At 56.1% G+C, this 25,433-nt stretch carries 18 protein-coding genes; 5 read left to right on the top strand and 13 right to left on the bottom strand.

The annotated features are described in order from the left end of the window. Nucleotides 1–128: 128 nt before the first annotated feature. From ABD971_RS08920 to ABD971_RS08885, 8 genes are all read right to left on the bottom strand, one after another. Nucleotides 129–629 carry a 6-pyruvoyl trahydropterin synthase family protein gene (locus ABD971_RS08920; RefSeq protein ID WP_339946175.1) on the bottom strand — a complete coding sequence of 167 codons (501 nt, stop codon included), beginning with the start codon at nt 627–629 and terminating at the stop codon, nt 129–131. A 218-nt stretch (nt 630–847) separates the two neighbouring features. After that, the gene (locus ABD971_RS08915; RefSeq protein ID WP_345321284.1) at nt 848–1,696 is read right to left on the bottom strand and encodes a triphosphoribosyl-dephospho-CoA synthase; all 849 of its coding nucleotides are present in this window, start codon (nt 1,694–1,696) and stop codon (nt 848–850) included. After that, a complete protein-coding gene (locus ABD971_RS08910) occupies nt 1,686–2,642 on the bottom strand; it encodes an alpha/beta fold hydrolase (RefSeq protein WP_345321282.1) in 957 nt (318 codons plus the stop codon). Before ABD971_RS08910 ends, ABD971_RS08915 begins: the two co-directional genes overlap by 11 nt. Before the next feature lie 286 nt (nt 2,643–2,928). Further along, nucleotides 2,929–3,867 carry a ParB/RepB/Spo0J family partition protein gene (locus ABD971_RS08905; protein WP_425571274.1) on the bottom strand — a complete coding sequence of 313 codons (939 nt, stop codon included), beginning with the start codon at nt 3,865–3,867 and terminating at the stop codon, nt 2,929–2,931. Nucleotides 3,868–3,913: 46 nt separating this feature from the next. Continuing rightward, a complete protein-coding gene (locus ABD971_RS08900; protein ID WP_345321280.1) occupies nt 3,914–4,660 on the bottom strand; it encodes a ParA family protein in 747 nt (248 codons plus the stop codon). Between the two features lie 302 nt (nt 4,661–4,962). After that, a complete protein-coding gene (locus ABD971_RS08895) occupies nt 4,963–5,955 on the bottom strand; it encodes a TIGR03009 domain-containing protein (protein WP_339941935.1) in 993 nt (330 codons plus the stop codon). Between the two features lie 353 nt (nt 5,956–6,308). Then, a complete protein-coding gene (locus ABD971_RS08890; protein WP_345321278.1) occupies nt 6,309–10,157 on the bottom strand; it encodes an AAA family ATPase in 3,849 nt (1,282 codons plus the stop codon). Then, on the bottom strand, nt 10,154–11,398 hold the full coding sequence (locus ABD971_RS08885; RefSeq protein ID WP_339941937.1) for a metallophosphoesterase family protein: 1,245 nt from the start codon (nt 11,396–11,398) through the stop codon (nt 10,154–10,156). The genes ABD971_RS08890 and ABD971_RS08885 overlap by 4 nt, the downstream gene beginning before the upstream one ends. Nucleotides 11,399–11,860: 462 nt before the next feature. On the opposite strand from ABD971_RS08885, the gene ABD971_RS08880 reads away from it, so the two are divergent. Together ABD971_RS08880 and metF are read left to right on the top strand one after the other, a co-directional pair. Beyond that, complete coding sequence (locus ABD971_RS08880) at nt 11,861–12,688, top strand: phytanoyl-CoA dioxygenase family protein (protein WP_345321275.1); 828 nt, start codon at nt 11,861–11,863, stop codon at nt 12,686–12,688. Nucleotides 12,689–12,847: 159 nt separating this feature from the next. Beyond that, nucleotides 12,848–13,720: a methylenetetrahydrofolate reductase [NAD(P)H] gene (metF, locus tag ABD971_RS08875; protein WP_339941939.1), complete on the top strand. Its 873-nt coding sequence runs from the start codon at nt 12,848–12,850 to the stop codon at nt 13,718–13,720. A gap of 345 nt (nt 13,721–14,065) precedes the next feature. Here metF and tnpA read toward each other — a convergent pair whose 3' ends face one another. Further along, nucleotides 14,066–14,509: an IS200/IS605 family transposase gene (tnpA, locus tag ABD971_RS08870; RefSeq protein ID WP_345321272.1), complete on the bottom strand. Its 444-nt coding sequence runs from the start codon at nt 14,507–14,509 to the stop codon at nt 14,066–14,068. Nucleotides 14,510–14,653: 144 nt separating this feature from the next. After that, nucleotides 14,654–15,469: a 3-keto-disaccharide hydrolase gene (locus ABD971_RS08865; protein ID WP_345321270.1), complete on the bottom strand. Its 816-nt coding sequence runs from the start codon at nt 15,467–15,469 to the stop codon at nt 14,654–14,656. 241 nt (nt 15,470–15,710) lie between these two features. On the opposite strand from ABD971_RS08865, the gene ABD971_RS08860 reads away from it, so the two are divergent. The 3 genes from ABD971_RS08860 to ygfZ all read left to right on the top strand — a co-directional run bounded on the left by ABD971_RS08860 (nt 15,711) and on the right by ygfZ (nt 19,781). After that, nucleotides 15,711–16,646, top strand: a complete 936-nt coding sequence (locus ABD971_RS08860; RefSeq protein ID WP_339941942.1) for an ROK family protein — start codon at nt 15,711–15,713, stop codon at nt 16,644–16,646. A 134-nt stretch (nt 16,647–16,780) separates the two neighbouring features. Next, nucleotides 16,781–18,733: a glucosamine-6-phosphate deaminase gene (locus ABD971_RS08855; RefSeq protein WP_345321268.1), complete on the top strand. Its 1,953-nt coding sequence runs from the start codon at nt 16,781–16,783 to the stop codon at nt 18,731–18,733. Nucleotides 18,734–18,875: 142 nt separating this feature from the next. Continuing rightward, nucleotides 18,876–19,781 (top strand): CAF17-like 4Fe-4S cluster assembly/insertion protein YgfZ, encoded by a 906-nt coding sequence (gene ygfZ / locus ABD971_RS08850; protein WP_345321266.1) that lies wholly within the window; start codon nt 18,876–18,878, stop codon nt 19,779–19,781. A gap of 53 nt (nt 19,782–19,834) precedes the next feature. Here ygfZ and ABD971_RS08845 read toward each other — a convergent pair whose 3' ends face one another. From ABD971_RS08845 to ABD971_RS08835, 3 genes are all read right to left on the bottom strand, one after another. Then, nucleotides 19,835–20,179 carry a hypothetical protein gene (locus ABD971_RS08845; RefSeq protein WP_345321264.1) on the bottom strand — a complete coding sequence of 115 codons (345 nt, stop codon included), beginning with the start codon at nt 20,177–20,179 and terminating at the stop codon, nt 19,835–19,837. A gap of 70 nt (nt 20,180–20,249) precedes the next feature. Continuing rightward, nucleotides 20,250–21,293: a DUF1559 family PulG-like putative transporter gene (locus ABD971_RS08840; RefSeq protein WP_345321262.1), complete on the bottom strand. Its 1,044-nt coding sequence runs from the start codon at nt 21,291–21,293 to the stop codon at nt 20,250–20,252. Then, complete coding sequence (locus ABD971_RS08835) at nt 21,280–24,588, bottom strand: WD40 repeat domain-containing serine/threonine protein kinase (RefSeq protein WP_345321260.1); 3,309 nt, start codon at nt 24,586–24,588, stop codon at nt 21,280–21,282. Before ABD971_RS08835 ends, ABD971_RS08840 begins: the two co-directional genes overlap by 14 nt. Between the last annotated feature and the right edge of the window lie 845 nt (nt 24,589–25,433).

Genomic DNA, 25,433 nt, shown 5'->3' with positions numbered 1-25,433 from the left:
AGCCTTTCGTCCGCCAAGGGGCGACGTAGCGAAAGCCAGCAAGACTTTCGGCCGCTATGGGGCGAAGCGGTAACCGAACGAAACTCTCGACGAGTTCCGCTACCCTCGAAACGACGCTCGACAAAACATTAAACGGTTTGCCATGGCAAACGGCAAACACCCCATTGGCCGTGGTTCTCGTCCACCGCGACTTCGATCCAGCTGAGCGCGGTGCCGAATTTTTCGCGAGTCGCTTCCCTCACACGCTCGGCGATCACGCGAGCGATCTCTTCGGCCGTCGTGTTCACCACAGGCAAGATCACGCAGTCTTCGTTGGGAAACACCCAGCGGCGATCGCGAAACCGGGCAGTGGTTTCCTTCGCATCGCTGGTGACTTTGATCTCCGCATGATGTTCGGGAAGAATAATGTGATGATCCAACAAAGTTGTCTGAGCCAGCACGGCATCTCGCAGCGCGATAAAGTCGACAACGTAGCGGTTCTCGTCGAGCGGCCCTTCGACGCTGGCGCGGACCGCATAGTTATGGCCGTGGATCCGTTCGCAAATGTCACCGGCAAAGGTAATAAAGTGAGCCGCCGAAAAAACGAACTGCTCTTTGGTCACGTCAACGCGGAAAGTGGCTTGGGTCATGATGGGATCTAATGTTGTGTAACGGAGAAGTAGGCGAGTTTTATGGCATTGGGCTAGTGCTCGACTGCTAAAGCTTTGATGTTGTCATCGGATATTGGGAGCGAAATTTTCTTCGGCTATATGCTGCAGTTACCTCTCCACCGACGAAGTCGGGGGAGAGGTGACAGAAAACCAGCGCAAACAAAAGTCACAACACCCCCAAAGTTTTAGCAGTCCACCTAAGCTCTCACTAATAATACGAATAGGGCGGCGGCAATCAGATCGGCCGTGGTTCCTGGGTTCAACCGATTGCCATCACTTCTAAGATAGGCGTCCAATTCTTCAACCGCGACGCTGTCGCGTTTGTCCAATTTGCTTGCCCGCTGCTGGACCGCGTTGGCAATCTCGTCGCCGCACTTTCGGGCGATCAAGGAATCGGGGTGATCTGCAAGGAGGTCAATGTGGGCGTCGCTAATGCCCCCCAAAATGCCTCCGCTCTCTATGATCGCTTTTTCGACAAGCGGTACGACCCGATCGAACAAGTCTTTGAATCCGTTGGCATATTGATAAGCCACTAAGTCTCGCTCGGCGGCCAATCGCATCGCGGCGATCAAGTCGGTTCCCGAGCTGGCAGCATCGCGAACATCCATCTCGTCAACTTCGCCGAGCCCGCCAGCGGTGGCAACCCGTATCGCTTCGAAGATACAGGCCGCGTCGTCTTGATTCTGGCCATCGAGTAATGACGCTACCGCAGGTTGCAGCTCGGCATCGACATCGCGATGAGCCACCTCGGCGATGGGACCGATCAGCAGCAAAATGCCCAGATTAACATTCGAGCTCGTGGCAAGTTTTGTCTGGCGGACGGCACCGAGTACCATCTCGCTGAAATGCCGGCCGGGCATCGCAAAGGATTCGGCCGCGATCTCTGCCGCGACGATGAAGTCACCGTAACTTAAGTTGCTGAACGAACGGCCGGGATAAACATTCCCTGCTTTGGGGGCGGTCGACTCGAGGACGCAGGCCCAGCGAACCGCGTCGCCAATCGAGCGGACTTTCGATCGCACTGCGTCCAAAGGCTTACGAGCCATGCGATTCACTTTGCTGTTCGCTCGCTGCCGGTTCCGCTGAAGGACGCTCGCCCATTTCCGTTTGCAGGAATTTCGAAATTGCCTCGATGACTTCGGCGTTCGCATCTTCGATCACGTAATGACCGGCGTCGGCAATTTCGACCGCTTCGGCGTTCGGCCAAACCTGTTGAAAGCGACGCAGACATTCCGGACGGAAGCACCAATCTTTCATCCCCCACACCAACAGCGAGGGGACCGACGCCAGCGATGGCAGATCCGATTCGAGCTGGCGAAGCGTTGCCATCGTGGGATGTTTGCTGGTCAGCGGAATGTCGCGGACGAAGGCATCGTTGGCAACACGGTTGGTCCACGAGTTGTAGGGGGCCAACAGCCCACGCACCGCGTCTTTGGGCAGCGAGTTGCGGGACATCGCCATCGTGATCGCGGCACCGGCGAACGCGTTCAGCCCACGCACCGCCGCGGATCCCAATACAGGAATACGACACGCGGCAATCCGCCATGGGACGTAGGGAGGCGGAAAAGCGGCCGTGTTTAAAAGAACGATCCGTTCGAGTCGGTCACGGCGTTTCAGCATCGACGTCAATCCGATCGCGCCGCCCCAGTCGTGGGCGATCAGCGTGACCCGTTTCAGATCGAGCGCGTCGATCAAGTGGACTAGATTGTCGCGGTGGTCGGCCAACCGGTAGGGGAATTGCCCCTTTTCGGCATTGCGTCCGCGAACCGGTTTGTCGCTGCGTCCGCAACCGAGGTGATCGACCGCAACGACGCGGTGGGTCGGACTGAACCGCTCGACAATGGAACGCCAGTAGAAACTCCAGGTCGGATTGCCATGCACGCACAGCAGCGTCTGCTCGCCCGCGCCTTCATCAAGAAAACGCAGGGTGTGCGATCCAATGGTCAATTCGCCTGATTGGTAAGGCAACAAGTCTTCAGCAATCGATTTCATTGCCGAAATATCGCTCAGTTTGCCGACTTAGGGAACCACCCGTGAAACAATCGGGAAACTGTGGGAGAGTGGGAGAGTGGGAGAGTGGGAGAGTGGGAGAGTGGGAGAGTGGGAGAGTGGGAGTCTTCCCCACACTCCGTGTCTCCGTGTCTCCGTGTCTCCGTGTCTCCGTGTCTCCGTGTCTCCGTGTCTCCGTGTCTCCGTGTCTCCGTGTCTCCGTGTCTCCGTGTCTCCGTGTCTCCGTGTCTCCGTGTCTCCGTGCCTCCCACACTTCGTGTCTCGCCTTTTACCCGGCGACCTTCAATCGCGGCGGTTGGCCGGCATCGGCCAGGATGGCGCGAAGACGTTCGAACTCGTCGGGATCCGAGAAGTGCAGTGTGATTTTGCCCCGACCGCGAGCAGAGCTTTTGATCTCGACCTTGGTACCAAAGATCATCCGCATCTCTTGCTGCATCGATTCAATCTGTGGCGAAACCGATTTGCGTTTTTGGCGGGTCGCGTTAACGATCTTTTTGCCCGTTTCGGCATCCTCTTCGGCCTTCAGCAATTCAGCGACATGCGTCTCGGTCGCACGCACACTCCAGCTGTCTTCCATGATTTTGCCGGCGGTGCGAATTTGAACTTCCTCGTCACCGATCGGCAGCAGGGCACGTGCATGGCCGGCACTGATCTCGCCCGCCTGCAGCAGGTCCAAAATCGCCTCGGGAAGCTCCAGCAGACGCATCAGGTTCGCGATCGTGCTGCGGTCGATGCTCAAGCGACGAGCCAGGTCGTCCTGTTTGCATTTGTGTTCGTCGATGTAGCGTTTGAAGGACAACGCCTTTTCGATCGGGTTCAGGTCTTTGCGTTGCAAGTTTTCGATGATCGCCAATTCGGCGACCAACCGATCGTCGGCCTCGCGGACTTCCGCCCGGATCGTTTTCAATCCCGCGTGAATGGTCGCGCGGAGACGGCGTTCACCACTGATCAGCTGGTATTTGCCATCGACGATGCGAACCAGCACGGGTTGCAATTGCTGATGGTTCTTGAGGCTTTCGGCAAGCGACGCGATCTCATCAGGATTGAATTCCCGGCGAGGCTGGAACGGGTTGTTCTGGATCTCGTCGACTTTGAGTTCAAGCGATTGGACCTTCGCCCCACCACTCTCTTTCTCGCTGCCACCGCCGCCGCCCAAATCGGTCGATTCATGGACGGGATTACCATCTTCGTCTAGTGGCGTGCCCAATAGCGCGGCGAGCCCTTTACCTAAACGTCGATCCTTCGTTGTTGCACTAGTCACGCTCGAGCACCTCCATGCACAGCTGGGTATAAGCAAACGCGCCGCGGGATCGCGGTGCATACTCAAACACGGTTTGGCCGTGGCTCGGGGCTTCGCTCAGCGAAACGTCTCGAGGCACGACACTGTCAAACACGATGTCGCCAAAGAAGTCTCGTACTTCCTCGTCGACCTCGCGGGTCAGTTCTAGGTAGGGATCATACATAGTTAAGAGGATCCCACCAAAGGTCAGTCTGCCGTCCGTGGCAACGATGACCTTCTTTATTGTCTGGATTAATTGAGTCAGACCTTCCATTGCGAAGTATTCGCATTGGATTGGCATCAACACCTCGGTGCTGGCCGTCAACGCGGTCTGAGTCAGTGGGCCCACGCTGGGCGGACAGTCGACCAAGATAAAGTCGTATTGATCGATGATCGAATCGAGATGTTTGCGAACCTGCGATGTTTCGGTCTCGCCGGCATCCGCCAAACGATCCACATCTTGCAAAGTCCGGCTGCCGCGTAAGATCGAGAGGTTCGAGACCTCGGTTTCGACGATTTTACTGCCGATCGGTTCCGGGTTGATGATGGCGTGTCCATCGGACGGCTCTAACCCAAGTGAACCGGTGGCATTACATTGAGGATCCAAGTCGACTAACAACGCTCGTTGTCCGGACATTGCTAATGCAGCCGAAAGGTTGACGGCCGTGGTTGTCTTACCCACGCCTCCCTTTTGATTGACCACGCAAAGAATCCTTCCCACGGTGTCCACATTCCTATTCGAGACTGGCCGCGTTTCATTAGCGGCAAGAACGAACAGTACGCGAAATGTTTCCGGTGAAACAAGTCTGGTTTCACAAGAAACTGGCGTTGACTCCGCTAGGCAATTCTGTATTCAGGGTGAGGTAGTGGATCTTGCTAAAGATCCTGCTGCATGGGGATCTTTAGCAAGATCCACTACCACGCAGTAATGAGAGCCGGGTCCTCCGCAACCAAACGAAAAAAAGCCCAGGACGTTTAATCCTGGGCTTCGTTAGTATTCATGCGTTGCTGCGAGCGAGCGACTTACTTGATTTGGCCGCCATTGGGGTTTGCAGCTTGCTGTGCTTCGGGTTCCGCGTTCGGGTTGAACGTATCGCGGAAGATCGTCCAGTCCGCTGGTGGGCGTTCTTGGATGAAGTTGTCCATGAAGTTGGCGATCGCATTGCCAACACCGTTTCGCTTCATATCAACAAATTCATAGTGATCCCACTTCGGTGCGTTCTGAGCGTGGAAGTTTGGAGCGTACATGATCAAGGCCTGAGGAAGGAAGGTTTCCTTCTCTAATGCGATTTGCACCATCTTGTACTGGGCACGATCGTCTTGTCGCTTGGGCCAAGCTTCGATCAGGACAATTTTGTCGTTTGGGGCGGCGACTTGGCGAACCCAGTAGCGACGTTGGATTTCAGCGGCGTCGAGGTTGAAGACGAAGGGCAGCGGGCTGTTGAAGATCTGTTGCCCTTGCATGTCTGCGGGCAGGTCTTGGATCTTGCATTGCTTCTGGCTGCGATCCATTTCGATCAACTGCTTGCCATTGCACACCCAATGTTCGCCAAACAGGCCGGCTTGAGGTTCGTAGATAGGCTTGCCTTCCTTCTCACCTTTGTAGAAGACCAGCGAATCGACCCGAAAGACGCCCTTGTCGGGTGCTGCGTACTTGATCACGCCATCGGCGCGAGTCGCATGTCGGCCAACCGGGGCAGCGAGGTTGTCGTAGTGCCAACGCTGGAACTTGCAGTCAAGCGTGCGCGTCCCCTGGCTCTGCTGTTGCCATGCAAGCAGCAATTGTTGCAGTTGAGCTTGCTGAGCGGCGTTCAGCGGAGCAAAAGGTTGAGCTGATTGCGCGGGGGCCGCTGCATTGGCTTGCGTTTGCTGGCGAGCGACTTGAGCTTGAGCCGCTCTGCCACCGTCCTGCGCGTAAGAGGGCGCGGTTTGCTGAGCCAATGCGGAATGGAAATTGGTAGCCAAAGTGACGGCCAGTGCCGCAGCAAGCAGCTTTGTCAAGTGTGGTCGCATCATCCGTGACGCCTGTTTGATAAAAGTCGTGATACTCGGGCCTCGACCATTTCCATATGGTCCGATTCGCCGAGTCGACTCTAACAAGCATCCCGCCAGTGGCGAAAGAGAGAATCACAAAAGTTTTCGGCAAACGCCCTGTCTCGCCACAGCCATAGCGTGAGCAAAGGGGGCAATCGCCATCCTCGACTCACGGGCTTCGCGTTTGCTTGGGCCAGTGTCCTCGATCGCTCTCGCGATCAAGACGCGAGGCGGATTGGTATCCCCGATTCACTGGACGCCGCCCGATGCTAGACAACCGCGTCGCCCGTTGCTGCGAATCCACTCGTCGAGCTCATGAGCACCGACACACGCATTTACTCAGCCGTCGCACGCCACCACGGATTGTTCTTGTCCCAGACCTCTTCGGGCATTGCCTCGTCGGGATCAGCTTCGCCCGATTCGGTCCACTCGCTACGAGCGACCGAAGCGAGCTTTTCCTCGGAAGAGACAAGTTGACGCGATGGCTCGCGTTCGAACCATGCCCATTGGATCGACGGTTCGGGGTCCGAGTAGTCGATTTCATCGTCGATGTATTCAGGTTCGATGACGATCGACTTGACGCGTTTGGGTTCGGGGCGTCGTGGTTGTGGCTTGGGTTCCGGTTTCGGAGGCTCGGGCCTTACCGGTTCGGGCTTCACTGGTTCGGGGCGAACGGCTTCAACGACCGGCTCGGGCTTGGGAGCCTCGGCCACGGGTTCAGGCTTGGCCTGGACTTTGGGGATGTCTTTGCGGACGTACAGGATTTTCGGAACGGGCTTGGGTTCCTCTTTGACCACCACGACCACGGGCGCCGGTGCGGGCTCCTCTTCGGCCTCGTCCTGCAAAACCTCTTGTTGGGCCGCTTCTTCGGGCTCGTCTTCGTAGACCTCCTCTTCGTACTCTTCTTCGACCGGCTCTTCTTCGATGCGTTCTTGCGGTAGCAAAATCTCGGCGCGGCCCGGCTGCCCCTGCGGCGGCATCATTCGGACCTGGACGTCGATTTCATGGAAGATATCGACGATGTGCTCGTGGCAAGTGAACATCATGACTTGATGCCCTAGCTCGGCAAACGTCTTCAGTGTTCGTGCAGCGTAGATCGCTCGGTCACGGTCAAAATTGACCAGCACGTCGTCTAGCACCAACGGCAACATGACTCCGCGACGAGCGTAGGCCGCAGCCAACGACAATCGCAATGCAATGAAGACTGCTTCTCGGGTTCCGCGGCTCAGCACTTCCAATGGCAACGACTTGCCATCCGTGTCGTCCACCTTCAATCGGTTGGTGCCCAGCGGCGTCCAAATCCGGTTGTACTTTCCGTCTGTCAATTGGTTGAGGAACGACGACGCTTCTCGTAACGTCTCGGGTTGACGCTCGCGTTCGAACGTTCCGCAGACGTCTTCGAGCAGGCAGCTTGCCATTGCAAGCGTTTGCCAGCGACGCGCCGACGCCATGATCTTTCGCTCGATACAAGCCAGTTCTAACTGAACCGTGGTCAATCGCGAGTCTTCACCAAGCTGCTTCATCTCTTGAGCCAACTCGCCCTGCTGCGTTCGCAATTGAGCCACTCGCGCTTCGGTCTCGCTCATCCGTGTCGTCAACGAATCCCAGCGGCGTTCGATGTCGCTTTGCTTGGCACCCTCGATCTCGCGAGCGACGGCATCGTATTCCACATGCGTGCCAATCATCGACCGAACCTGCTTGTCGAGCTCAGTGTGCTCTTTTCGCATCTCAGCCAAGCTCGCTTTGCTATCAACCAGCCCATAGAACTGCTCGGGAGTGGCGACGCCGCATTTTGCCCACAGCGCACGCCGCTGCGTTTCGCCGCGCTGGATCGCCCGAAAATATCCGCTTTGCTGCTTCTTCAGCTTGAGGTCTTGCTCTTTCAGACTGCGGCGTTGTTTGATCCAATGTTGCTGGCGAGACAGCTCTTCATGCAGATGATTCAATTGGTCCAGCGGGTTCGACCGCACGCGACTTCTCTTGGCGGCCTGTTCGCTGTCGTCTTCTTCCTCGTCATCACGAGGATTCTTTGCGGTGATGTTCTCTTGCAGATCGAGCGCTTCCATGTACAGCGACTCGATCCGGCGAGCCAAGGTTTGCCGTTCACGTTTCCGCTGATCCCGTTCGGTCTTCAGCTCTTCCCAGCGGCGTCGACTGCTAAGCAGTGTCTCGTAACCATCGCTCAGGTTCCGAACACTCGATGGGGAAAGTGATTCGCTTAGCCCCAACCGCTTCAGAGTCGCAGACCACTCTCGACGCGAATCTCTTAATCCATCGGCGGCCTCGGTCGCTCGCTCACGCGCCGACTTGTACGATTGCAGCGCCGCTTGGTGGTTGTGGTAGGTCGGTAAGACCGATTCCAATTCTGCCAGCAGCTGCTCGCTTTCGCGAATTCGCAACTCGATCGTTTCGTTGCTGGTCGGCAGCGTCGAGTCGGCTTCGTTTCGCTCGCTTTCCAGTTCACGGATCTGTTTGCGGAGCGTGTCGATTTGACGTTCGCAATCCTCCAGATCGCGAGACGTCGAACGCATCCCGTTTTCTTTGCCGAAGTAATACGTCAACATGCCCATGAATCCGACGGTCAACCAAAACATGCCTTTGGTGGGATCGGGATCCGGCGAGAACCAGGTCAGCCCCAGCATGTTCGACACGCCATAGACCAACGACATACCACCGAAAATAAAGGGGACAGCCAACAATATCAGCCGGTCCATCGGAAGCGCTTCGTCGGTGGTCAAGTCGACCGTTTCTTTTTCCAAATCGCGGTAGTGCCGCTTCAGCTTTTCGATATGTTCGCCGAGTTGGGCACGGTGCCGCAGCGCGGTAATCAGTTCGTTTTCTTCGCGGATGGCCTGCTGCAGATTGGTCGCCCGAGCTCGCGACAGGACGCCCTGCAACTGACTGCCCATCTTCTCGGCGCGTGTCTTATGCTCGGCACCTTCGCTGCGAGCTTGCTTTAGGAGAAACAGCTGCTCCTTGACCCGTTTTGCGGGAGCCGAAAGCGTCGCTAGTGACTGCTTGGACAAATCGGGAAGCTTGGACATATCGCCTTCGGTGATCGCGGCCTTGTCGGCTTCGTCGATTCCCAATCGGTCGGCGTCCGCTTCGAGCTGCTTGCGGGCCTTGTCGATTTGCCCGTCCAGACGCTCGACCTGCTCTTCGAGCGCCTCCACCCAAGTGGCTTGTTCGGAGGCGGCTTCGATTTTGCCCTGCAGGTCAAAAAGGCGTTTACTGACCGGCAACTGCTCGTTCTTGACCCGCAACTCACGGCGTTTTGCCTTGACCTCTTCCATCTTGGCCTTGCTGTCCTCGATCATCGCTTCGATCTGGACCAATTGGCCGGGTGCATCGTCTGGCAACTCGGACTCGAGCTCCGTTTCCGCAATCGATGCCGCCAATGCTTCGCGTTGCTTCCAGGTGTCGAAAACGCTGGTCGCGATTTCAACGCAACGTGCTTCGCGTTCCCAAGCGATCATCCGCTCGGACGACGCTTCGATTTCTTGTTGTTGCGATCGTCGCTGGCTTGCCAGCTCGCTCCAACGTCGGCCGTGCCGGGTGAGTTGCTCGACTTCGTCCCGCAACTTCTCGCGTTTGCGGATCATCGCGGCGACCTTGCCCGCCTCTTCCGAGTCGATGACGCTGTCCTTGCCGATCATGCTCTTGCGGCCTTCGCGCAAACTGCGAAGCACATCGACGAGCGAAACGCGATCCAGACCGCTGGACAATTTGTAAAGCTCATCGGCAGCGTCGGTACCGTCGAGCGTGCTTAGTTCTTGTAGCTCACGGATCCCGATGGCAAACACGTTGGTAAAGATTGGCTCGTCGATTTGGCCGAGCAAACTGCTCAGCCGATGCTGGCCTTGCGACAACCCGTCTTGTCCAGTGACGCTCAGGTTGCCGGTCACGCCGGTGTCGGTCAATTGGCTGGTGCGGCGAATCTGGTAGCCGCCGCCGGGCCCCGTGACACGGATCGCGCCGCCTGGGGTGCCGCCGAAAACCGGTGGGATATAGCGCTCGCGGCGATCTGGGGTGAACCCATACAGCATCGCTCGCAGGAACTGCATCAGCGTTGTTTTGCCAGCCTCGTTGGGGCCATAAAACAGCGTCATGCCATCGGAAAGTGAGTCGACGGACAATCCGGTCCAAACGCCGAAACCATCAATTTGAATGTCTTTGATCTTCATGATTTTTGCACCAAATTTGGCTTGCCGCCACGCAGGAGTTCGACACCCAGTAGCGTCGCTTGGTCAAGAATGTGTTCGCGTGCCGAACCGGGAACGTCCGCCAATAGCGTCGAGGTCGTGCTTTGAATCCCTTCGTGCTCTTCGGTGAACGGCAGCAAGTTCAATTCGCGTCCGTCGTTTTTGCGATGCTTGTCCGCGGCACGTAAAAAGTCACCCAAAATCGTGTCTTCTTCGTTCCACGACTTGGGGTAGTGGCGTGGCGGGCGAACGACCAAGGATGCGGTCCAAGCCGCTGGCGTTCCCGATCCGAATTCGCGTCGCAGCCACTGCAGCAATTCCTCGGCGTCGCCAATTGCATGCAGGTTCTCGCCACTGCTGACCGAAATATCCCAGCCAATCAGCAGATGGCGTCCGCCGTTCTCGTGCTGGAGCCGGACGATGCGTTCGCCCAATAGATTGCGGATGCTGCCGACCGCGGCAATCTCGGATGCATCAATATCCACTTTGCAGTAACGAAATGCATCGCATTCAATTTCGTGCACTCGAGTGGTTTGGTCGGCGTCGACGTCCACAATCGAATAACCGTGCGGGCCGGGTTCGTCGAGCGAGCGGCCTTGCGGAGACCCACAGTAAACCGCGGCTCCTTCGGCACCTCCTTCGATTTCCTGGCGATTGTGTTTGCCGCCGAGAGCCCAATAGTCGAAACGGCCTTCTTTCAGCGCGTCGGCGTCCGACGAACCATAACCGACCGCGACGGTGTATTCGTCGCTCGGGTCGACGCGGAAACTCGGAACATGCAGCGACGAACGACCTTCGCTGCTGCGGCCGACGACAACACAAATCGTGCGTCCGGCGCGTTGGACGGGGACCGCGATCGCTTTGTTCTTGGGAAACAACGTAACGTTGGGAGGCAGCGGGGCAGCTTCGGGCCACTTTTGCGGGTCATCCGCGTTGCCAGCGACCCAGAATACCGGCTTTTTCTTGGCGTTCAGCTTCTCGAAATAATCCAACAGCAACGCCATCCCGTGCGGGCCAGCGGCTTGAGGATTCAGTAGATCGCCGGAAAACACCACGAAATCGATGTTTTCGGCCAAAGCGGCCTCAAAAATCGCCTTTGCCGCGCGTCGTGGCGCATCGGCCATCGCGTCACGAAGGTGACTCGGGATCGCATCGAGGTCCCCGAGTGGAGATTCGAGATGAAAATCGCTAGCGTGAATAAATCGGAACGACTCGCCCGGCATGGGTTCCCTCCCTGGGATAACTCCGTGGCATTACCGTTTTGCGAGTTCAGCGATGTGGGCGTCCCTGCAAAACACGTTACAGCCGCCGTTCTTTCAAATCATTTGAAAAGAATTGCAAAAGGTTCCTCTGCCGCTTGCGTCACCAAAATCGTTTCGTTTGCGTCCAACCTGTGACGGTGTGGGCAGCGTGCCTCGGCTGCGTAGGCCTGGAAGTTTAACGAAACTTGCAAAAAAGGACCAAGTCGTATTTGCAATGTTTCACGAAAAATCGAGCGGTTATCAACGCTAGCATGCCGCAAGGCGGGCATTCTAGGCAGGGCAGGAAAGCTGGGTCGCGAGCGAGGGGTGGGTTGACCACCGTGTTTGCTGTCGAAGAGAATCATAGCGGGGCTACCAACCGCCCCCGATTCCTTGACTCACCTTTTGTTTCGTCGCCCTCGCATCGGTAGCGGAAAGTCCCTGATGAACAAAACTGACTTTGATATCATTCCCGATCGTGATTCGATCGGGTCTCAGCAACGGGAAATTGGCTTTTGCCCTACCCACAACGATTCGCCACAACTGTTAACGCCTGAGCAGATCGATCGCTGGAACGCCGATGGTTACCTCGGACCGCTGGACGTTTACGACTCCGCTGCAATCGCTGAAATCCGCGAATACTTTGACCAGCTGTTAGCAGAGACATTTGCTGCGGGCAAAGACAGCTACTCGATCAGCAGCGCCCATCTAAAGCATGCACCCGTGTGGGACTTATTGACAAACGAGCGAACCGTCCGTTTCGTCGCGGACCTGTTGGGCGAGAACGTGATCGGCTGGGGATCACATTTCTTTTGCAAAATGCCGGGGGATGGCAAGCGTGTCGATTGGCATCAAGATTGTAGTTATTGGCCGTTAACACCTACAAAAGCTGTGACGGTGTGGTTGGCGATCGACGATGCCGATGCTGAAAACGGATGCATGGAGGTGTTCACGGGATCACACAAACACGGGCTGATTGATTTTGAGGCCAGCGATTCAAACGCGGGCAACGTGCTGGACCAAACGGTGGATCGACCCGAGCAATACGGGACTCACCAATTAACTCCGCTGCGTGCGGGACAGATTTCGATTCACAGTGACTTGTTGCTGCACGGATCGTCCCCGAACGTCAGCGACCGCAGACGGTGTGGTTTAACGCTTCGCTATTGCCCGGCGGACGTGCATGCCTATTTGGGCTGGAATCAAAAAGGGGTGGTGGTGCGTGGATCTGCGGATCCGGCGGAGTGGCCGGGCGCCAAACGTCCCACGTAATTCGGCCGGTTTTTGGGGCTCGGGATCGGGTTCCGGGGGCGAATCGAGGATCGACATCCCTCGGTTTGCTAGGGGATTCAACCCGCACGTCATCTGATTACAATGCGTAGGTTGGCACCGGCTGCCGGCCTCGAAAATCCCTCTGTGAACTAAGAAGTAATGTCTTTAGCGTCTCATTTCAACTCATCCGATTGTGCGATCTCGTTCGAGCTTTTCCCACCGAAAACGGAGGCGGGAATCGAGACGTTGATGAAGAATGTCGAGCGTTTAAAGGAATTTAACCCTAGTTTCTTCACGTGCACCTATGGCGCCGGCGGCTCGACTCGGGGCACAACGCTGGACGTCGTGGAAAAGGTCAAGCAGATCACCGGATTACCGGTGGCATCTCATTTGACCTGTGTGGGTTCAACCGTCGCTCAGCTGGAAGACTACTTGTCCGAAGCAAAAAATCGAGGCGTCGATTATATCGTCGCGTTGCGTGGCGATCCGCCCAAGGGGAGCGAGCAATTTGAAGCGGTCGAGGGTGGCCTGCGTTACGCCAACGAATTGGTTGAGCTGATTCGCAGCCGCTTCAGCGACTTCGGCATCCTGGTCGCAGGTTATCCCGAAGTGCACCAGGAAGCCAAGGACGGCAAGACCGACCTGGAAAACCTAAAACGCAAAGTGGATGCGGGTGCGGACATCGTCGTGACCCAATTGTTTTACGACAACGCCGACTTCTATCGTTTCCGTGACGATTGTGTCGCAGCAGGGATCACGGTGCCAATCGTGCCAGGAATTCTGCCGGTCACCAATTTCAAGCAAGCGCTGCGGATCGCATCGATGTGCAAAGCGGCGATCCCGAGCTTGCTGTCCGACGCCATGACGGCGACTGACTGCGAAGAGTCGCAGTTCAGCATCGGTGTCGATCACGCTCGCGAGCAAACGATTGATTTGATCAAAAACGGTGTGCCTGGCATCCATTATTACGTACTGAACAAGAGCGACGCCGCCGAAAAATTGCTTGATGGCTTGGATCTCTGCTGCTCGTAGCTCGCCCGCGTTGAATTGGCTCGCCCGTGTTGAATTGGCGATTGGCATGTAGAACACACAAACGCTCTGACCAATCGGTCGCGTTTCGCGTTGTGCTGCGGCATTGTCGTAATCCCGATAGGGATTAGAGCAATTAGCCGAGGGTCGTGGCACAGCCACGCACCCTCGGGTAGCTAGACAAGACGATACTGACCCTGAAAGGGTCAAAGCGTCTTCGACCCCTCCAGGGTCGGCGCATGCGTTGCGCGACGCGTTTCCGGTGGTGTCGCTGCGCTCAACCACCGGCTAATCGCTTTGATCCCTTCCGGGATCGATGTGTCGGTTTCGGGATAATAACGAAGGTTGCTATTCCAGATACTTTGGATCGTACGCTATGTCCGCAGCATCAAGCATTTCAATCAGTTCTTCTCGGTATGACTTCACACGATGATGCTCTCGCTGATTCTTGATGTATCCCTTCACCGCATTGCGTGCTGTTGCACTGACTGAAAACACTGAATATCCATCTTGCCAAGCGAATTTATCCTCTCCGATCGTCTCGTGCACCCATGTAGATGAAGACTTTTTGAGTTCACGCATAAAATCGGAAATGCAATGCGTTGGCTTGAGCCCGCATAAAAGATGAATGTGATCCTCGACGCCTCCAACGCCTTGCGGAAACCCCTGAAGGTTCTTCACGATTCCGCCAAGGTATTCATGCAGACGCTTCTCCCAGGAACGATGGATGAAGTTCGTGCGTTGCTTCGTGCTGAACACGATGTGGTAATGCAGGCTGGCATAGGTGGACATTGGGCTCGCTCCATTGGTTGGCATGTCCCCGTTGGGGCTTGGTTTGTGCGGGTGGTAGACTGCAAGCCGACCAGTTCTCGCGTCGCGTAGAATTCGATTCTTTTTCCGAGCAACTCACATCGCTCGACTCGAACCAACCGCAGCCTATTGCTCGAGCACCATGATTTCAACTTTGCGGAAATCGCAAGGGTGGCTTTCCGATTGCAATGAAATTGTTCCGCCGCTCAGTTGGATGCCGCCCTGTTGCTCGGACAATTCTTTTGCGTGAGCGTCCTTCGGATCCAATTGTGGCTTGGTGTACTGAAGCACAGTTTTGCCATCGATGATGTGCTTGATGATTTCGTTGCCACGCACCTCGATCTCGACGGTCACCCAGTCGTCGCCATGAAACGTGTCGGACGTTGAACTGGTGCAGTGGGGCGTGAACAATTTGCCGTCCTTGACGACGTTTGTCCCGGGCGTACAGAGGTTTGCGTTGGTGCGAGGGTTCTTTCCGTCGCCGCCGAGCAACTGAACTTCGATCGAGACCGGAAAGTCCTGGTCTCGGCTCATCGTTTCAGGCTTTTCGCCATGGATCATGATGCCGCTATTGCGAAACGCCCATCCAGGGCCGCCACTGCATTGGTCGCCAAGAAAGCGGTACTCGACCCGGAATCGGTAATGCGAGAACGAATCCTTGTAGAACAGATGTCCAAACGTTTCGTTGAACTTGTCGTAGCCGTCGTAGCGAACTTTTAACAAGCCGTCCTCGACTCGAAACGTGTCTTTGAAATTGTCGCCCAGTTCGTGATAGCGGATTTTGGGCGTCCATCCTTCAAGGTTTTTGCCGTTGAACAGCGAGACCCATTTTCCAGTTTCGGAGTTCTCGGTTTTCGTTTCCTCGGCGTGGACGAACGAAAACGAGCATAGGGCAACGGTCGCTGCGAAAAAGATGCGATTAAACCGCGTCGGATGAAACATGTTGGGCACTCATGAGGGAAACGAGTCGGGGAGATTTGATTTCGCCTTCATCATAATCTTAATCACATCGCGGTGAACATTGGATCGCCGAGCGTGATCATCGTCGGCGACAGATTTTTGCCACATCCGCGGAATGAGTGGTCCCCCCCATGACTCGGCAGACCGTTTTGCGATTATGATGATGCCCCACTGCTGCCACCTGTCAAATTGCTTACCGCTTCCATCGCCCCCCCCACTGCACATGTCTGATTCCGATTCTGCACCTCTCTATCTTGGTATCGATGTTGGCGGAACGGACGTCAAACTGGGATTGGTCGACGGAGCGTGCCAGATTGTCGCGACCGAGCGAACCGCCACTTCGCTATTAAAAACGCCGCAAAACGTGTTTCGCCATGCAATGGAATTTGCCTCTGGACGACCGATCGCGGGGGTGGGACTGGCCGTTCCCGGGGTGCTTGATTCGCATGCATTCGAGCTTCGCGAAGTCGTCAATCTCGACGGTTGGCTTGGTGTCCCGCTGCGAGATCAGCTGGCTCAGATCAGCGGCTTGCCATCGATGGTGGTCAATGATGCCAACGCGGCTGCCTATGCCGAACATGCCTCGCGTTTGCTCGGGGTGCAATCGCTAGCCCTGATCACTTTGGGTACGGGCGTGGGGTGTGGGATGGTCGTCGTGGGGAATCCACACGGCGGAGATCATGGTTGTGCCGGCGAGCTAGGGCACATCGCAATCGACTTTTCCGCCGATGCCCTGCCCTGCACTTGCGGAAGTCGCGGCCACTTGGAAACTTATGCAGGCGCGGCGGGCGTGATTGCTCGAATGGTCCAACTTAGCGGTGAAGAGGCCGAGGGGCTGACACCGCGGCGGATCGCCAATCGAGCAGAATCCGGCGACGTGTTGTGCCAAAAAGTGATCTCCGATACCGCAGCTTACGTCGGGCGTGCGATCGGCATGTTAGGCCAAGTTGCCGATCCAGCAGTCGTGCTGCTGGGCGGCGCGATGACCTTCGGCGGAATGGAAACGGAAACCGGGCGACGGTTTCTAGCAGACGTCCAAAATAGTGTGAAACAGACCACGTTGGTCCAAGTCGGCGGAAATATGAAAATCGAATTTGCCACGCTCGGTAACCAGGCGGGCATGATCGGCGCCGCGATGGTGGCGCGGGATCGGTCGTAGGGGCGGCTCCCCAGTTGCCGACTCGATCGAGCCATCAAGCACGCTCGCTGGGGCTCGGCCCCAACTCGAAACTGAATATTTATCTTTCGCTCGCTCCTTGGCACTCGGCTTATTTTTAAGGAAGGATTTTAATCATGACGGAAACATCCACGGACAATACCGCAGATTACACGCTGCGTGAAAAGATCCCGTGCCGCGTCTTTGCCAAGGCGTCGGACGCCAGCATCGCGGCGGCCAATGAAATCGCCACATTGATTCGTTCGCGTGCGGCAGCGGGTCAATCATGCGTTTTAGGATTGGCGACCGGTTCGTCGCCAACGCGGGTCTACGAAGAACTGGTTCGATTACACCGTGACGAAGGGCTGTCATTTGCCAACGTCGTCGTCTTTAGCTTGGACGAATACTATCCAATGCAACCGGACGAACTGCAAAGCAACGCACGGTTTCTACATGAATATTTGACCGACCTTGTGGATATCGATCCAGCCAATATCCACTTTCCCGATGGCTCGATCGAAAAATCAAAGGTCGCTGAGTTTTGTGCGGCTTACGAGGCCAAGATTGCCGAGGCGGGTGGAATCGATCTGCAAATTCTAGGACTCAGCCGAATCGGTCATATCGGCTGCAACGAACCCGGCAGCGAACGCACCACGCGAACTCGCATGATCACCTTGGACCGCGTCACGCGAATCGATGCAGCCAGTAATTTTTTTGGCGCCGAGAACGTTCCACGTCATGCATTGACGATGGGCGTCGGCACGATCCTTGAATCGAAACAAATCTTTTTGCTCGGATTCGGCGAAGGCAAAGCGTCGATCATTTTGCAAACCGTCGAACAAGAAGCGACACCGGCAATCCCCGCTTCCTTTTTGCAAGGACACGCAGGTGCCGAAGTGTTTTTGGACGAGGCGGCCGCGTCGGGATTGACCCGTTTTGACACGCCGTGGTTGGTCGGGCCCATCGAATGGGACAACTCGACGACGCGACGAGCGGTCATTTCGTTGGCCACACGGCTGGGCAAGGCAATATTGAAATTGACCGAAGCCGATTACAACGAAGCTGGGTTCCAGGACCTGTTGGCCAATCACGGCAGCGCGTACGACATCAACCTGAGAGTATTCCGGCATTTGCAGTCCACGATCACCGGATGGCCCGGCGGGAAACCAGCCCACGCGAAACAGGTCGGCGATCGACCGGGGCACCGCGACGATATCTTCCCCAAACGAGTCATCGTTTTTTCGCCTCACCCCGACGACGATGTGATCTCGATGGGCGGAACGCTGATCCGCTTGGTCGATCAGGGACACGATACACATATCGCTTATCAGACCTCGGGCAACATCGCGGTCTTTGACCAAGATGCGATCCGGTTCGCGGAGTTTGCAGGCGATTTTTGTCGCGAGTTTCAGATCCACGCCGAAGGACTCGAGCAGCTCGAAGATCACGTCGACGAGTTCTTGCGAAAGAAACGATCCGGCCAGGTCGACAGCGATGAAATCCAGCGGATCAAAGGGCTGATCCGCCGCGGCGAGGCACGGGAAGGCGCCCGTTGCTGTGGCGTGAAAGACGAGAACCTGCACTTCCTAAACCTGCCCTTCTATCAAACTGGGCGGGTCAAAAAAGCGCCGCTGAGTGACGAGGACATTCGCATCACTGTCGAGTTGCTGCGAAAAATCGAGCCGCATCAAATCTATGCCGCGGGCGATTTGTCCGATCCCCACGGTACCCACCGGGTCTGTTTGAGTGCGATTCTGCAGGCCTGCCAACAATGCAGCAACGATCCGTGGTACGAAGCGTGTGCGGTGTGGCTGTACCGAGGAGCGTGGCAAGAGTGGGCTCCCGAAGATATCGAGATGGCGGTTCCGCTCAGCCCTCAGGAAGTCGAGCGGAAACGCGTTGCGATTTTCAAGCACGAATCACAGAAGGATCGCGCGTTGTTTCCAGGATCGGATATGCGTGAATTTTGGCAACGCGCCGAGGCCCGCAATGCCGACACCGCGCAGCGGTACGACTTGCTGGGGCTGGCCGAATACGCCGCCATCGAAGGCTTCGTTCGCTGGGACGGCAAAACGGGCATCGAACTGTAACCAGCATCGAATCTGCAAAGCAACGGCCGAACACGGCATTCGCCAGGGGCTTACGCGTTTGACCGCGATCAGCGAAAATATTTGTAGAGATCTCGCCGTTGTTCCGGTATCCATCCGCGCTCGTTTCCCAATCATTGATCTTATGACGACTTCTCAAATTCATCTTCTTTCATCGCTTTCGGTTGTCGATATCGACGGGGCCGATGCGGCAGTGATTTTGCATAATTTGACTACCAACGAGGTGAAATCGCTCGAGGCTGGCCAGGGCTGTGAAAGTTTTGTGACCGATGTACGAGGCAAAACGCTCGGGCATTTCCACATTTACCGTCGCGAAAACGGCTTTCGTTTAATCGGAGCCGCGGGCGTCGCTGAGAAACGCCAATCGGAAACCTTCGCCGCTCACGCCGATCGCTATACGATTCGCGAAGACGCCGTCGTGACGATCCGCGATGACGAGTTTGTCGGATTTCTGTTCTCCAGTTTGCCGTCGGCACCGCACGAAGATCCATTGACGTGGTGGGACGGTTCGATCGGCGAGACCGCTGGTGCAACCTACCGCGTCCGCTGGCTCAACGACGCTAGCTGGATGGTGTTGATCGCGCGGAGTGACCTTGATGCGGCGATGGCCAGTGTCAACGAAGGTTTGACCGAGCCGCTTGGTGACGAAGCCTCGTTCCATCATGCACGCACTGTCGCGGGTTTCCCCTGGTATGGGATCGACATTGACGAATCAAACTTGCCACAAGAGATCAATCGCGACGAGTGGACGATCTCGTTCACCAAGGGATGTTATCTTGGCCAGGAAACGGTTGCACGGCTGGACGCACTAGGCCAAGTACAGAAGAAACGCGTGCGATTATCGATCGAAGGCACATTACCGGAACCCGGTACAACGCTCGAGTCGGACGGAAAAACCGTCGTGCGTTTGACGAGTGTGACTAAGCTGGACGACCAACAGGGACTAGCAATCGGATTCGCGCGGCGAACTCACTTTGACCCCGGCGCGACCGCGACCTGCGAAGGCTGCGTCGCGACAGTAATCGAGTGATGGGAGTTAGGCTTCCTAGCCTGTGACCCCGAGTCCACCGCCGCTGTTTTTACTTATCGCTGCAACTGGATCGTGCCCGCGTCGAACACGTCCGTTTCGGGAACGGACCACTCGATCTTGGATTTGTCGTCGAAGGCATATTTGCCTCCGAGTCGATCGCCGACTTGCGTGCGAGTCAGACTATCAAACTCACTCCACACAAACGTGACCACATACTCGCCCACCGGAGCGCCGTCGCCCAGGCTGTAGGTCGAGATTTGAAAGCTGCCGTCTTTGGAGGTGATTCCAGACGAGATTGCCGCGCTGCCGGTTTTGGGATGCAGTCTCAGCACAACGCCTTCGGCGGGTTCGTCATCGACAAGCACAACCCCCATGATTTTCACCATGTCGTCACGCACGTTCGATTCGCTGCACCCTGGGATGCAAAAGATTACAACAAGGCTACAAACAAGCATGCCTGATTGAGGATTACTGAACAGAATCAATGACTTCACCGGCGCGACGAGTAATGTGGGCAGAGAGAATTTTAGGATCGATGGAGGCGGTAAAGAATCGAACCGAGCCATCGGCGAAGACAAAGTAGCAACCCCCGACGTGAAAACTATGGAACCCGAAACCTCGGGCGTTGGTACAGTTGATCGCACAGGGGCCGTCCTGGGGTGGCCAAGAAAGCCCGCCATGCAGTGAACCTTGAAGCCAGTGTTCGCCATTGACCAAATCACCCCATCCGCCCCCTTCGGTTCCGATTAGATTTGCGGTGGCCAGCGGATCTTCGCGACCGCCGCTGAACACGACCGGGCCTCCGGTGCGTTCGCCGATCAGAAACGTGTTGGACAACCCATCGAGGATCCCAGCAAAGCTGCCATCCTGGTGGCCGCCGAACGCCGCGCTAACGACCTGCATCGCGCCTTCGCGGTTGTTTAACAAAGCGTTTCCGTAGGCGTGTTTGGCGTACGTTCCGGTGACGCCGGTGGTCGGGCAGTAATCGGCGGGCGCTATATTCGTGGCGGTGAACGGCAAGCCTGCGGGGACCGCGTTGAAGGTATATTTGCGATCCGCCGGGGTTCCGGGTGTGGAAGGACAAACATAACCGGCAATCGGTGTTTGCACCAAAGCGACGTTGCGCGGGCTCATTTGATCCACGGGCAAAGCTTCGTGGTCATATTCGTCGTAGATGGCTTGCTGCTCGAGATAGGGCAAAAGCGTCACGCCCCAGGGTTTGCCGTTAAACGCATCCGGTGGCGTGTCCAACCACCAAGCTCGCGGCAGCAGGTTGAACGCCGCGTGATAGTTGGCGATCCCCAAACCAATCTGTTTCAAGTGGTTGCTGCAAGACATGCGACGCGATGCTTCTCGAGCCGCTTGAACTGCGGGCAACAATAGACCCACTAGCACCCCGATGATTGCAATCACGACCAGCAGTTCCACGAGAGTGAATCCTCGCGAATGAATTCTCAACGGGCGGTGCCCGTGATGTTTTTGAAACCCAAATCGAGCTTTAACGCGTTGCATACCTGTTGTCCTGTTTCTTGCGATCCGGAGTTGGGATATGCCAGCGATAGATGCGTGATTCATCGTCGTTATTGTACCCCATAATCAATTGAGTTGCATCGTGATTCATACGGATGGCGTCACAGTAACTGTCCCAATAGTTACTCTTCCAGACGGCCATCGTGCCCAGCTGCAATTGCTTGTCCATGTCCCAGAATTGAAGTGTACCACTATCGGTCATCATCAATAGCCGATGGTTCGTGAGAAAGCGAATCGCCGAGGGACGCATGGCAAATTCACCCGTAAAGGTTACCCCATGCAGCATCGCTTGTTGCTTTTTCGATTTGATGTCGATGGCCGACAGCGATCCATCTTCCCATCCCACGACAATTTGTTTGGCGTTGGGTGTGAATTCGACGCAACTGGCACGTTCGAAACTGGTTTGCCACCGCTGCGATCCGCGGCTAGCTAGGTGAATCACCTCGAGTTCATTTCCTCCTATGAACGCAAGCTGTTGGTCATCCGGTGAAAAGGCAATGCAGTGTGTTCCCGAATCGTTGTGACGTGAAAAAATCGGCTTGAGAGTCGATTCGTTTAAGTCAAACACTTGCAGAATGTCGACTCTGCCGCCCACCGCTAGATAACGCCCCGACGGCGAAAAGCTTAGACGATCATAGGAGTCATTGGATTCAAACATCGGAAGCTGAGCTGTTTTCACCGTCGGACTCTCGCTCTGCCAACGCGTCATCGTACGCAACAAGCCGCCATCATTTGTCGTTGCGACCATTCGGTCGTCCGGCGACAACGCAATCGCTTCGATCGGTCGCTCGCTTTTGCAAAGGTCACGATAAACAACCGCAGTGGCAGCCCCCGACGTCGGCTCGGCAACGTCGTCGCGATCGGGCAATTCGCCGTACTGAAGCCGATTGGGGATGTCTTCTGGGCCATAGGTCACGATCAACACGTGCCGAAAATCGGACGTGAACACGGTCCCCGACGAGTGCAGCGGAGACGGAGGCCGCGTGAATACTTCGTGTCCGAGTCGGTCGGGCGAAAATCGCTCGACCGCGCCATCGAGCCCGGTCGTGATCAGCGAATCGGCCGACAAAAACGCCACATCCGTCATCCGGCCGCCAGAACCCGAGACAAACGTGGCGGATGCAAAGGTCGCGGGACTCTGCAGGTCACTATCCGTTTCGGTCTGCTTGAACCATTCGACGCCGGCGCGGAAATCGGCAACCGCCAACGACAATACGTCATCGGAAAACGCGAGCGCCATGGGCTCGGATTGAGTAGGGATCCAGGCCGATGATACCGATTCATCGGATTCGGGGTGGACCGAGGCAATACCGATGCCGTTTTCTTGGCGAACCGTGTAGGCAACCCAGTCACGCTGTTGGCTGCACTCGAGCTGCAAGACACCGCCGCGGGTATCGACTTCGCGCATCAAACGGCCTGATTGTGCGTCGAAAAAACACAATTTGTTAGACCGGTGGTCGCCCGTCACAATGATTTTGCCGTCGGGTGTCAATCCAACGCTCTCGTTGCGAATTCCCGAAGGGATATCGATCGATCGGCCAAGCTCGAACGACCAAGTTTTAATGTCGTTGTAGCGGCATCCTGAAACCAGGGTGTCACCCGCTATCCGGATCGACTCGATTGTAGTGGGATGCAAGTGAAACGCGCGAACCGTTTTGCCGGTATCAGGGTTGATGGCGATGACGCCCCGATGCCCTAGCGGCCACATCGGACCGGGTATCGCTAAATTGCCATCGGGCATCGCCGCGATCGCAGTCCCCTGATTCTCGAACCCCGATAACTGGTGACGAAGCGTTTCGGTTTGAATGTCCCAAAACCTCAAAACACCATCGTCTCCCGTCGTGACGACAGTTTGTTCGTCGGGCATGATCGCCAATTCACGCGCCGATTTCGCGTGACGGCCCCACAACGCATATTTGGCTCGCACCTCGCCATCAAGCAGCGACCATTCAGTACTTCGCAAATCGGCTTCGCCATCGCCGGGTCGGTGCTGATCGAGTAAACGTCTCGCTTCGCCGTATTGCCCCCGGTTGAACATCTGGTAGGCCAACGACAGATCACTATCGTAGTGCAGTGCCCGCAATCGAGACTTGGATTGATCCGCGTAATGCAATGCCGATTGCAATTGGACCGTTTGTTCGCGGCTTTCAATCGCATACCTTCGCTGATTGAGCGCAAACATCGATAAGCTCGCGATACCAAACAACACGCCAATCACCGCGACCGAGGCAAGCGAAGCGATCAAAGGATTCCGCTGAGCCCAACGCATTGTCCGGCCGACGCGACCAATCGGACGTGCCGACGTCGGCCGCCGCTCGGCAACACAAATCAAGTCATCATGCAGTTCGCCCGCGTCGTGGTAGCGACGGTACGGTTTCTTTTCCAAGCACCGCTGAACGACCGCACTCAAATCACGCGAAATCGTGGGACGAATGTCGCGAGGCGCTGGCGGATCGTATTCCATCACTCGCCGAATCGTTTGCATCTGAGTCGGCGCGGCAAACGGAGAGACACCGGTCAAAAGCTCGTACAAGAGCACGCCCAACGAGTAGACGTCCGAGTGCGCCCCGTGCGTATCAACACTGCCACACGCTTGTTCGGGAGACATGTACGGCGCGCTGCCGACCGGGGTTCCGATCATCGTTTCGCGAACATCGGTCATCGACCGGGCCATACCAAAATCAGTCAGATTCGCAAACGGCCGCCCTCGTTCATCCTTGCTGATGATCACATTGGATGGTTTGATGTCGCGGTGCATCAGATCGCGTTGATGAGCGACTTTCAAACCGCTGGCAATCTGGGTCACGATCGAAACCGCCGTATCCACCGATACCAAATGGTTCTGCTCGTGCATCCATTGGTCGAGCGTGGGTCCCGGACAATATTCCGATACGATGTACGCCTTTTTGGGCGTCAACACCGCATCCAAAATCGGGATCAGATTGGGGTGGCTTAAACCTGCGGCAATTTCAGCTTCACGCTGAAACCGACGTGAGCTGAGCCGATTCGCTGCCAAATTGAATTTGGGGAATTTAATGGCAACGTTACGGTTCAAGCTAATGTCATGAGCTAACCAAACGCGTCCGAACGTTCCTTCGCCCAGTGGCTCGATCATGCGAAAATGATCAACGCACTCCCCCGCAGTGGGGAAAAAGTTATCCGCCATCCCTCCCAGATCGCGAGATGCGGTGATTGGCGTTTCTAATTTCGCATCCGGAGCGGAACAAATTGGCAGTTGGGAACGAGTATCAGGAGGCAAGTCATGGTGTTTCCGCATCGAATTTCCTTTCAAGCCGAGAGGAAGTTCAGTTCGCAATCGGGAGCATCGCGGCAATCATTCAAGCAATCATGGGGCAAATCATGCGACGCTGATGCCAGATTATAACGTCTCGATCCCTGACGAGGGAACTGCAAACCCTCTGGGCGGTTGTAATTTGTTGATGCAAAAACCGCAGTGAGTCTCTAAGGGAGCAGCAATCGTGCAACTCGCGGCACGGCTGCGACCCGCGTTGATTGCAGGGGGCCCGCGGAGGGTGTCTGTTTGGCTGACCCCTATTTTGCGGGCGTTCATTTCCGCCTTAGACCGCGTTGTGCCGACCTTGCACTGCGACTTTTCATGGGGTGGCGCTTCCCCGAGAGCCCCGCGACTTCGCGTTGGCGAATTTGCTGGTTCTAACGAAAAGGTCTGGATCAGTGCGAAGTGCTTTCTGGTGGTAGCGATTGTAACGGTCAACAGGATCATTCGTTACTAAACAAAGCGGTGTGAGAACACCCATTTGAGTGAGATGTCGTTACGACCGTTAAAGTCGATACGCATGGAACGTTCGTACCAACAGGTCACCCCAAACGTAATCTTTTACCTTGCCCGTCATCTTTACGTAGGTAACTGTTCACCCGTAGTCGATGAAGTTTGTGTATCAGGATTCGTCTCGCTTGTGCGTTAAGTCTGCTCAATCGAAACAACTTCCATCTTGCGTAGTGCGTTACGCAGTGGAACCGAAACAAATCGGTCATGGGAAGACGGTTGTGACGAACCAAACGAATTTTGATGCCGGGCCAGTTGCTAGTGCGCTGGTCCAGGAAAGCTACGTCCAAAACCCGTATTGTTACCGTGGAGATTAG

It is taken from the genome of Novipirellula rosea, from assembly GCF_039541335.1.
Taxonomy (GTDB): domain Bacteria; phylum Planctomycetota; class Planctomycetia; order Pirellulales; family Pirellulaceae; genus Novipirellula; species Novipirellula rosea.
The sequence above is the reverse complement of the archived record's forward strand: the minus strand, read 5'-3'. Positions and strand labels throughout refer to the sequence as shown.

Coding starts and splice junctions, on each gene's coding strand:
- ABD971_RS08920 (WP_339946175.1), bottom strand. CDS start 629: ATGACCCAAGCCACTTTCCGCGTTGACGTGACCAAAGAGCAGTTCGTT.
- ABD971_RS08915 (WP_345321284.1), bottom strand. CDS start 1,696: ATGGCTCGTAAGCCTTTGGACGCAGTGCGATCGAAAGTCCGCTCGATT.
- ABD971_RS08910 (WP_345321282.1), bottom strand. CDS start 2,642: ATGAAATCGATTGCTGAAGACTTGTTGCCTTACCAATCAGGCGAATTG.
- ABD971_RS08895 (WP_339941935.1), bottom strand. CDS start 5,955: ATGATGCGACCACACTTGACAAAGCTGCTTGCTGCGGCACTGGCCGTC.
- ABD971_RS08890 (WP_345321278.1), bottom strand. CDS start 10,157: ATGAAGATCAAAGACATTCAAATTGATGGTTTCGGCGTTTGGACCGGA.
- ABD971_RS08885 (WP_339941937.1), bottom strand. CDS start 11,398: ATGCCGGGCGAGTCGTTCCGATTTATTCACGCTAGCGATTTTCATCTC.
- ABD971_RS08880 (WP_345321275.1), top strand. CDS start 11,861: ATGAACAAAACTGACTTTGATATCATTCCCGATCGTGATTCGATCGGG.
- metF (WP_339941939.1), top strand. CDS start 12,848: ATGTCTTTAGCGTCTCATTTCAACTCATCCGATTGTGCGATCTCGTTC.
- tnpA (WP_345321272.1), bottom strand. CDS start 14,509: ATGTCCACCTATGCCAGCCTGCATTACCACATCGTGTTCAGCACGAAG.
- ABD971_RS08865 (WP_345321270.1), bottom strand. CDS start 15,469: ATGTTTCATCCGACGCGGTTTAATCGCATCTTTTTCGCAGCGACCGTT.
- ABD971_RS08860 (WP_339941942.1), top strand. CDS start 15,711: ATGTCTGATTCCGATTCTGCACCTCTCTATCTTGGTATCGATGTTGGC.
- ABD971_RS08855 (WP_345321268.1), top strand. CDS start 16,781: ATGACGGAAACATCCACGGACAATACCGCAGATTACACGCTGCGTGAA.
- ygfZ (WP_345321266.1), top strand. CDS start 18,876: ATGACGACTTCTCAAATTCATCTTCTTTCATCGCTTTCGGTTGTCGAT.
- ABD971_RS08840 (WP_345321262.1), bottom strand. CDS start 21,293: ATGCAACGCGTTAAAGCTCGATTTGGGTTTCAAAAACATCACGGGCAC.
- ABD971_RS08835 (WP_345321260.1), bottom strand. CDS start 24,588: ATGCGGAAACACCATGACTTGCCTCCTGATACTCGTTCCCAACTGCCA.